At 72.3% G+C, this 7530-nt stretch carries 6 protein-coding genes; 4 read left to right on the top strand and 2 right to left on the bottom strand.

What is annotated here, in order from left to right; translation table 11 throughout:
* The first annotated feature begins 452 nt into the window (after positions 1 to 452).
* Positions 453 to 1115, top strand: coding sequence for an HAD-IA family hydrolase (locus ACFVXA_RS40520; protein WP_390028708.1), 663 nt, complete (start codon positions 453 to 455; stop codon positions 1113 to 1115).
* Positions 1116 to 1490: 375 nt separating this feature from the next.
* Here ACFVXA_RS40520 and ACFVXA_RS40515 read toward each other — a convergent pair whose 3' ends face one another.
* Positions 1491 to 2615: a peptidoglycan-binding protein gene (locus ACFVXA_RS40515; RefSeq protein ID WP_390028707.1), complete on the bottom strand. Its 1125-nt coding sequence runs from the start codon at positions 2613 to 2615 to the stop codon at positions 1491 to 1493.
* A gap of 288 nt (positions 2616 to 2903) precedes the next feature.
* Between ACFVXA_RS40515 and ACFVXA_RS40510 the strand changes: the two genes are divergently transcribed.
* Positions 2904 to 5006 carry a DHA2 family efflux MFS transporter permease subunit gene (locus ACFVXA_RS40510; RefSeq protein WP_390028706.1) on the top strand — a complete coding sequence of 701 codons (2103 nt, stop codon included), beginning with the start codon at positions 2904 to 2906 and terminating at the stop codon, positions 5004 to 5006.
* A gap of 131 nt (positions 5007 to 5137) precedes the next feature.
* Here the strand turns inward: ACFVXA_RS40510 and ACFVXA_RS40505 are convergent, their stop codons facing one another.
* Positions 5138 to 5662, bottom strand: coding sequence for a GNAT family N-acetyltransferase (locus ACFVXA_RS40505; protein ID WP_362034397.1), 525 nt, complete (start codon positions 5660 to 5662; stop codon positions 5138 to 5140).
* A 157-nt stretch (positions 5663 to 5819) separates the two neighbouring features.
* Here ACFVXA_RS40505 and ACFVXA_RS40500 point away from each other — a divergent pair, with 157 nt between their 5' ends.
* Together ACFVXA_RS40500 and ACFVXA_RS40495 are read left to right on the top strand one after the other, a co-directional pair.
* Entirely contained in the window at positions 5820 to 6509 is a 690-nt protein-coding gene (locus ACFVXA_RS40500) for a hypothetical protein (RefSeq protein ID WP_362034394.1), read from the top strand.
* Between the two features lie 5 nt (positions 6510 to 6514).
* Positions 6515 to 7390 carry a hypothetical protein gene (locus ACFVXA_RS40495; RefSeq protein WP_390028705.1) on the top strand — a complete coding sequence of 292 codons (876 nt, stop codon included), beginning with the start codon at positions 6515 to 6517 and terminating at the stop codon, positions 7388 to 7390.
* Positions 7391 to 7530: the final 140 nt, after the last annotated feature.

Here is a 7530-nt window from a genome sequence, read left to right as displayed (position 1 = left end):
ATGGACACCTCTGCTTGCTGTCACGGTGGTCCTTGCCTGTGACCACGTACGCGACGGGCTGTGATGTACCGGCCCACCCCCTTCCGCCGGTGGGCACCTCCACCTCTCATCCCGTCCGGGCTGGAAGTTCTTAGCCCGTCCGGCGTTTGAGGACGAGGCCGTTCAGGCCGATGCGGGGGTCTGGGGGCGGCAGCCCCCAGGTATGGGGCGGGTAGGGGCGGAGGGGGCGAAAGGACTTGGGGGTCACGGAGGGTGGCCTGGGGGTGTCGTGAGGGTGGACGTATGTGAGGTGGGCGACGGAGGCGCAGGTCAGGGGCGGTGGCGCCGGGAGGGGATCGTTTTGTATCGTGGAGGAACAAAGTGGCTCCCGCCCGCACTCCCTGACCGGCGGGCGGGACCACCTTGTCCCGGGGGCCACGCCAGACCCCGTTTCCCGCGCCTTGGAGCTGCCGATGACGGCCACCACCGTTCTGACCGCCCGCGCCCTCCTGCTCGACATGGACGGCACCCTCGTCAACTCGGACGTCGTCGTGGAGCGCTGCTGGCGCCGCTGGGCCGACCGGCACGGGCTGGACGGGGGCGAGGTCATGAAGGTCGTCCACGGCAGGCAGGGGTACGCCTCGATGGCGGTACTGCTGCCGCACCGGCCCATGGAGCAGAACCACGCCGACAACGCGCGGATGCTCGCCGAGGAGACCGCCGACATGGACGGAGTCGTCGCGATTCCGGGTGCTCCCGAGTTCCTGGCCTCCCTCGCGGGGCTGCCGCATGCGCTCGTGACCTCCGCGGACGTGGGGCTTTCCAGTGCGCGGATGGCTGCTGCCGGGCTCGGGCTGCCGGATGTGCGGGTCACCGCCGAGTCGGTCGGGGCGAGCAAGCCGGATCCCGAGGGGTTCCTGAAGGGTGCCGCCGAGTTGGGGGTGCCGCCCGAGGAGTGTGTCGTCTTCGAGGACTCCGGGGCCGGGATCGCGGCGGGGCGGGCGGCCGGTATGAAGGTTGTCGGGGTTGGTCCTCGGGCGGGCTTCCATCGGCCGGGTGTTCTTGTCCGCGACCTCACGCAGGTGCGGGTGGAGTCCGCCGGGGGCGGCTTGATCCGGCTGCACATCGACGACTGAGGTGTGTGTAGGGGGAGTTTTTCGCCCCCTCCGCCCCTACCCGTCCCTTGTTCCTGGGGGCTGCCGCCCCCAGACCCCCGCATCGGCCTGAACGGCCTCGTCCTCAAACGCCGGACGGGCTAAAAACCTCCAGCCCCGGCCGGGATGAGAGGTGCAGGTGCCCACCGGCGGAAGGGGGTGGGCCGGTACATCACAGCCCGTCGCGTACGTGGTCACGGGCAAGGACCACCGTGGCAACAGGCAGAGGTGTCCATCAGGCGACGGGCTTGATGTACCGGCCCGCCCCCGACCCACGACGCACGAGCCAGGCACCCCCGACCCGCGAGCCCGACCCACGACGCACCCCCACCCAAGGCGCCCCCACCGGGCGCCCGCTCACGGCTCCGTCGTTTCCGCCTCCAGGCTCGCTCGGGTGGCTCCGCCGTACACGCCCAGTTCGTCGGCCGTGATGCCCCGCGCCCACTGGTAGCGGCGCACGGCGTCCTCGACCTGGCTGTCGTATCTGCCGTCGTCGTCGCCGGTGTACAGCACCAACTGGCGCAGGCGCAGCTGGAGTTCGGTGACCTCGGGACCCTCGTCGCCGCGGCGCAGGGTCTGGACCCGGCGCTTGTCGGAACCGCCGCGGGAGGGGGTGGCCGACTCCGTCGGGTTCGCGGTCGGAGAGTGCGGCTGCGTCTGTGTCGGGGCGGCCGATCGCGACGGGGACGCGGACGCGCTCGACGGGGGTGTCGAGGCCGACGCGCTCGCGCTGCGCGACGGAGCCGGAGCCGCCGGCACCGCCGCCGTGGACGGCCCGGTAGCCGACGGTGATCCCGAGGCGGGGTCGGGTGACACGTCCGGCACGCTCGCCCGTACGTCCTCCGGCAGCGCCCCGTCCCGCGCGGGAGTGTCGTACGCGAACAGCCCGCTCGCGATGCCGGCCGCGGTCACGACGGTCACCACGGCTCCCGCGATGCCCAGGACGGCGGCCCGCCGTCGGCGCCGGGGGCGCTCGTCCGTGAGGGTCGGCGGACCGGGCTCCGGCGGCTGCTTCTCGAAGGGGTGTACGTCGGCGCCCTGTGGCGCGGACGGCAGCGCGGCGAGCCGCACGGTCGGCGCCGATTCGCCTCCGTCGTCCACCGGGGCCTCGGCGCCCATCGAGGCCCCGGCCCCCTCCGAGCCCTCGGCTCCCACCGGGGCCTCGGCGCCCATCGAGGCCCCGGCCCCCTCCGAGCCCTCGGCTCCCATCGGGGCCTCGTCGCCCATGCGGGCCCCGGCTCCCCCCGACCCCCCGGCTCCCATCGAGGCCCCGGCTCCCCCCGAGCCCTCGGAATCCTCCGCCCCCAGCTCCACGTACGGACGAATCCGCAGCGGATCGAAGTCCTCCGCCGCGGCCGCCTCCGCCGTGCGGGCGTCGCGCAGCGCGTCGGACGCCCGTTGTGTGCAGGCGCAGGACGGGGTGCCGTCGGGTGTGCGGGGTGCCGTGCACTCGGGGCAGACATGCCCGTTCGGTTCGGTCATGCGTGGGTCCCTCCCCCTGGAGAACTCCAGAGGTTATCCGGATGTCCCTCACGCAATCTCCAGGAGTCCCCGGAATCCCGGCCTCCGGGGTGCTCGAGGGGCATCCGCCGGGCACACGTCGAGCGCACGTCGAGCACCCATGGAGCACCTATGGAGCACCCATTGGGCTCCATGGGGGCGTATGGGGCTCTCCTGGGGCATTCAGTGAGGACTCAACAGGCCATAACCGGTCACACCTACCACCATGGAGGGAGACCGAGACCCCCTCGGCGCCCATGGGAGGCCTGCATGACGGGCGACATACCAGAAGCGGACGCACCGACCGGCGTGCACGAGTCGGAGTCCGCCGAGCGGCGACGCTCCGCGGCCGCCGCCGACGCCCGTGGCACCGTGCACGGGAGTGTCTTCGTCTCGATCGGCGCGCTCCTGCTCGGCATGCTGCTCGCCGCGCTCGACCAGACGATCGTGTCGACCGCGCTGCCGACCATCGTCAGCGACCTCGGCGGTCTGGAGCACCTGTCCTGGGTGGTCACGGCGTATCTGCTCGCGTCGACCGCGGCGACCCCGCTCTGGGGCAAGCTCGGCGACCAGTACGGCCGGAAGAAGCTGTTCCAGACGGCGATCGTGATCTTCCTGATCGGGTCCGCGCTGTGCGGCATGGCGCAGAACATGCCCCAGCTGATCGGCTTCCGGGCGCTGCAGGGGCTCGGCGGCGGTGGGCTGATGGTGCTGTCGATGGCGATCGTCGGCGACCTCGTCCCGCCGCGCGAACGGGGTAAGTACCAGGGGCTGTTCGGCGCCGTCTTCGGTGCGACCAGCGTGCTCGGGCCGCTGCTCGGCGGCCTCTTCACCGAGCACCTCAGCTGGCGCTGGGTGTTCTACATCAACCTGCCCGTCGGCATCGTCGCGCTCGTCGTGATCGCGGCGGTCCTGTCCATCTCCAAGAAGTCGGCCCAGCACGTCATCGACTACCTCGGCACGTTCCTCATCGCCGCGGTCGCCACCTGCCTGATCCTGGTCGCCTCGCTCGGCGGCACCACCTGGGGCTGGGGATCGGCCCAGATCATCGGCCTCGTGGGCCTCGGCGTGGTGCTCGGCGTGGCCTTCGTCGTCGTGGAGCGGCGGGCCGCCGAACCCGTGCTCCCGCTCAAGCTCTTCCGTATCCGCACCTTCAGCCTCTCCGCCGTCATCAGCTTCATCGTCGGCTTCGCGATGTTCGGCGCGATGACCTATCTGCCGACCTTCCTCCAGGTCGTGCAGGGCGTGTCGCCCACCCTGTCCGGCGTGCACATGCTGCCGATGGTGTTCGGTCTGCTGCTGTCGTCGACCGTCTCCGGGCAGATCGTCAGCCGTACCGGCCGCTGGAAGGTGTTCCCCGTCGCGGGCACGGGCGTGACGGCCATCGGCCTGCTGCTGCTCCACCAGCTCGACGAGAGCAGCAGCACCGCCAGGATGAGTGCGTACTTCTTCGTCTTCGGTCTGGGGCTCGGCCTGGTCATGCAGGTGCTCGTCCTGATCGTGCAGAACTCCGTCTCGTACGAGGATCTGGGCGTCGCCACCTCCGGCGCGACCTTCTTCCGTTCCATCGGTGCCTCGTTCGGCGTCGCCATCTTCGGCACGGTCTTCGCGAGCCGTCTCGGTGACAAGCTGACGGCCGCGCTCGGCGGCCACCAGCTCCCCCCGGGCATCACGCCGAACTCCCTGAAGGCCGACCCGAAGGGCATCGCCGACCTGCCGGCCGCGCTGCGCCAGCCCGTCCTGCACGCGTACGCGTCGTCCATCACGGACGTCTTCCTGTACGCCGCCCCGGTCGCCGTGCTCGGTTTCGCGCTTTCCTGGTTCCTGCGCGAGGACAAGCTGCGCGGGTCGGTCACGGCCCCGGACGTCACGGAGACGCTCGCCAGCAACCCGGTGGAGCGGTCGTCGTACGACGAGGTGTGCCGGGCGCTGTCCGTGCTCGGCACCCGGGAGGGACGGCGCGAGATCTACGAGAAGATCACCGAGCGGGCGGGCTACGACCTGCTGCCCGCGGCGAGCTGGCTGCTGCTGCGGATCAAGAAGTACGGGTGGGCCGAGCCCGCGGAGCTGGCCGAGCGCAGCACCGTACCGCTGAACGTCATCCTCGCCGCCGCCCGGCAGCTCGAGGAACGCCGTCTCGCCCTGCGCGAGGGCCTCGACCTCGTGCTCACCGACGAGGGCCGGGAGGCCGCCGAGAGGCTTGCCAAGGCCCGGGAGGAGTCCCTCGCCGAACTGCTCGGCGACTGGTGGGGTCCGCGGCGCCCGACCGACCTGGCCAGGCTGATCGAGGAGCTGAACGCCGAGATGTGCGGTTCCGACGCGGAGCGGCCGCACGACGGGTCGGTGCCGCGGTCGCCGACAAGGCCGGCCTGAGTCCGCGAGGCCCGGGCGGCTCCTGGGCAACTGGTGGCTCCGGGCCATTCCTGGCGGTTCCTGACGGCTGCTGGGCTCCGGGCGGCTCCGCGCGACTCCGGGCGGCTCGTGGGCTCCGGGGACTCCTGGAGTCAGGCGGGCAGTTCCTTTCTGAACCAGTGCTCGGCGTAGCGGTCGTCGTTGTGGGCCTCGGTCTCCGTGTAGCCGTGCCGGGCGTACAGCGCGCGTGCCTCGACGAGGTCGCTGCGGGTGTCGAGGATCAGCCGCTCGGCTCCCAGGGCGCGCGCCGCCTCCTCGGCCGCCGCCAGCAGCACGGCGGCGCCGCCCTTGCCTCGTAGCTCCGCGCGGACGAAGACGCGGCTCAGTTCCCCCGTCGTGGCGTCGAGCATCCGTACGCCCGCCGTGCCCCCGGGCTCGCCGTCGTACCGCGCGACCAGCAACACCCCGTCGGGCGCGGCGAACTCGGCCCCCGTCCGCGCGGCGATCTCCCGCTCCAGCTCGTCGCGATCCGTCGTACGCCCTTCGTGCAGCAGATACCAGCGGTCGCTGACCTCTGTGTAGTACGCCCGCCAGAGCGCGGCGGCCACGGGGGAGCCGAAGGGTTCGGGGGCGACGGTCCAGGAAGTCGTCGCGGGGGTACGGGGCTTGACGGTCATGGGGTCATTGTCGGGAGGGGCCGTCCCCGATCCGCAAACGGATTACGGGCGAACGGGGTTCGGGGGACCGCCGTACGACCGGAATCGTTTGACCGGCGACTTGCGGGCAACCCGGGTCCCGAACCGGCCCGTCGGGTCGAGCAATCCGGAGGCATCCATGTCCACAGGCGTGATCATCGCTCTGATCGTGATCGTGGCGGCCGTCGTCGTCGCGGCCGCTCTGACCTTCCTCGCCCGAAAGCCGCGGGGCGGACGCGGCCTGCGACGGCGCTTCGGGCCCGAGTACGACCGTACGGTCGCCCGGCACGACGGTGACGCCAAGGCCGCCGAGCGCGAGCTGGCCGAGCGGGTGAAGCTCCATGGCGAGCTGCGGGAGCGGCCGCTGGAGCCGGCGGCCCGCGAACAGTACGCGGCCCGCTGGACGGCCGCCCAGGAACGCTTCGTCGACTCGCCGCGGGAAGCGGTGGCCGAAGCCGACCGGCTGCTCGGTGACTTGGCCGGCGCGCGCGGGTTCCCGGCCGCCGACCGTTACGAGGAGCAGGTCGCCGCGCTCTCCGTCCACCACGGACACCACGTCCACGGCTACCGCCGCGTGCACGGCGTCGCACTGGCCCGCACCGGCGGGACCGCCCGCGAGGGCGGCGCCGGTACCGAGGAGATGCGCGAGGCCATGGTCGAGGCCCGCGCCCTCTTCGAGCAGTTGATGACACCGGCCCGTCAGGACGACACCCCGCGCCACCGCGCGGCCGACGACACGAAGCTGTCCGCCCGTCCCGAGGGCTCCGCCCCCGGCAGCCGGGGCCATCAGCCGTGGGCGCTCACCCGGCGCCACGCAAAGGGGAGTTGAGGAACGTGAAGGACACGACGTCGGATGAAGGCAACACCGAAGGCACCGCAGGCACCGCAGGCACCGAAGGCACCGAGGGCACCACGCGCCGCGAGGCACTGAAGGGCCACGTGGACGTCCCCGAGACGTCCGGGGCGGTCGTCCCGCCGTCCGGCAAGGCGATGAAGGGTGCGGGCGCGGCGGGCCACGGCAAGGTGCCGGGCCGTGCCGGCATCACGCTGGAGGAGGGCGGAACCACGGCTGGCGGGGCCGAGCGGGGCCGTTACGGCACGGGCCTCACGCCCGAGCCCGAGGAAGGCGTCGACACCTCCACCCGCGACACCCTCGCCCGCGAGAACCCCGCCCGTGAGACCTCCGCCCGTGAGAACCCCCTCGGCGAGGCTTCCGTCCGCGACACCCCCGCCCGCGAGACCGTCGGTGGTGAGCGTGGCCGGGGCCGTCCCGGTACCCCCGGGGAGGGCACGACGGCTCGCGGGGCCGAGCGGGGGCGTCCCGATGCCGCGCCCGGTGAGGCCGGTGGCGCACTTCGCGCGGGTGGCCGATCGGCGTCCGGTGAGGGTGCGGGAGCCCATGGGCGGGTCGGCGCGCAGGACTCACCTCTGCTGCGCCAGGACGAGTGCGACAAGTTCTCGTTGCGGCTGCAGCACGCGGTCGGCGGCTTCGTCGACGCACCCCGGGACGCCGTGACGGAGGCCGACCACGTACTGGAAGAACTGGCCGCACGCTTCACGGAGGCCGTGACCCACCGCCGCGACACGCTGCGGACGTCCTGGCAGCAGGCCGGCGAGGCCCGGGCGACCCCGACCGACGCGAGCACCGAGCAGCTTCGGCTGGCCCTGCGGGACTACCGCGAGATGACGGAACGCCTGCTGCGCTTCTGACTCCGGTCCGGTCCGGTCCGATGCGATCAGATCTGATATGAGCAGATCCGATCCGATCCGATCCGATCCGATGTGATCCGATCCGAGTTCGAGACGCCGAGTACCACGCTGTGAGGCCGCGCCCCGGGCCATGTCCCGGG

It is taken from the genome of Streptomyces sp. NPDC058246, assembly GCF_042881985.1.
Lineage (GTDB): Bacteria > Actinomycetota > Actinomycetes > Streptomycetales > Streptomycetaceae > Streptomyces.
Note: the sequence above shows the minus strand (reverse complement) of the source record. Positions and strands in the feature narration are given on the sequence as shown.

Coding starts and splice junctions, on each gene's coding strand:
- ACFVXA_RS40520 (WP_390028708.1), top strand. CDS start 453: ATGACGGCCACCACCGTTCTGACCGCCCGCGCCCTCCTGCTCGACATG.
- ACFVXA_RS40515 (WP_390028707.1), bottom strand. CDS start 2,615: ATGACCGAACCGAACGGGCATGTCTGCCCCGAGTGCACGGCACCCCGC.
- ACFVXA_RS40510 (WP_390028706.1), top strand. CDS start 2,904: ATGACGGGCGACATACCAGAAGCGGACGCACCGACCGGCGTGCACGAG.
- ACFVXA_RS40505 (WP_362034397.1), bottom strand. CDS start 5,662: ATGACCGTCAAGCCCCGTACCCCCGCGACGACTTCCTGGACCGTCGCC.
- ACFVXA_RS40500 (WP_362034394.1), top strand. CDS start 5,820: ATGTCCACAGGCGTGATCATCGCTCTGATCGTGATCGTGGCGGCCGTC.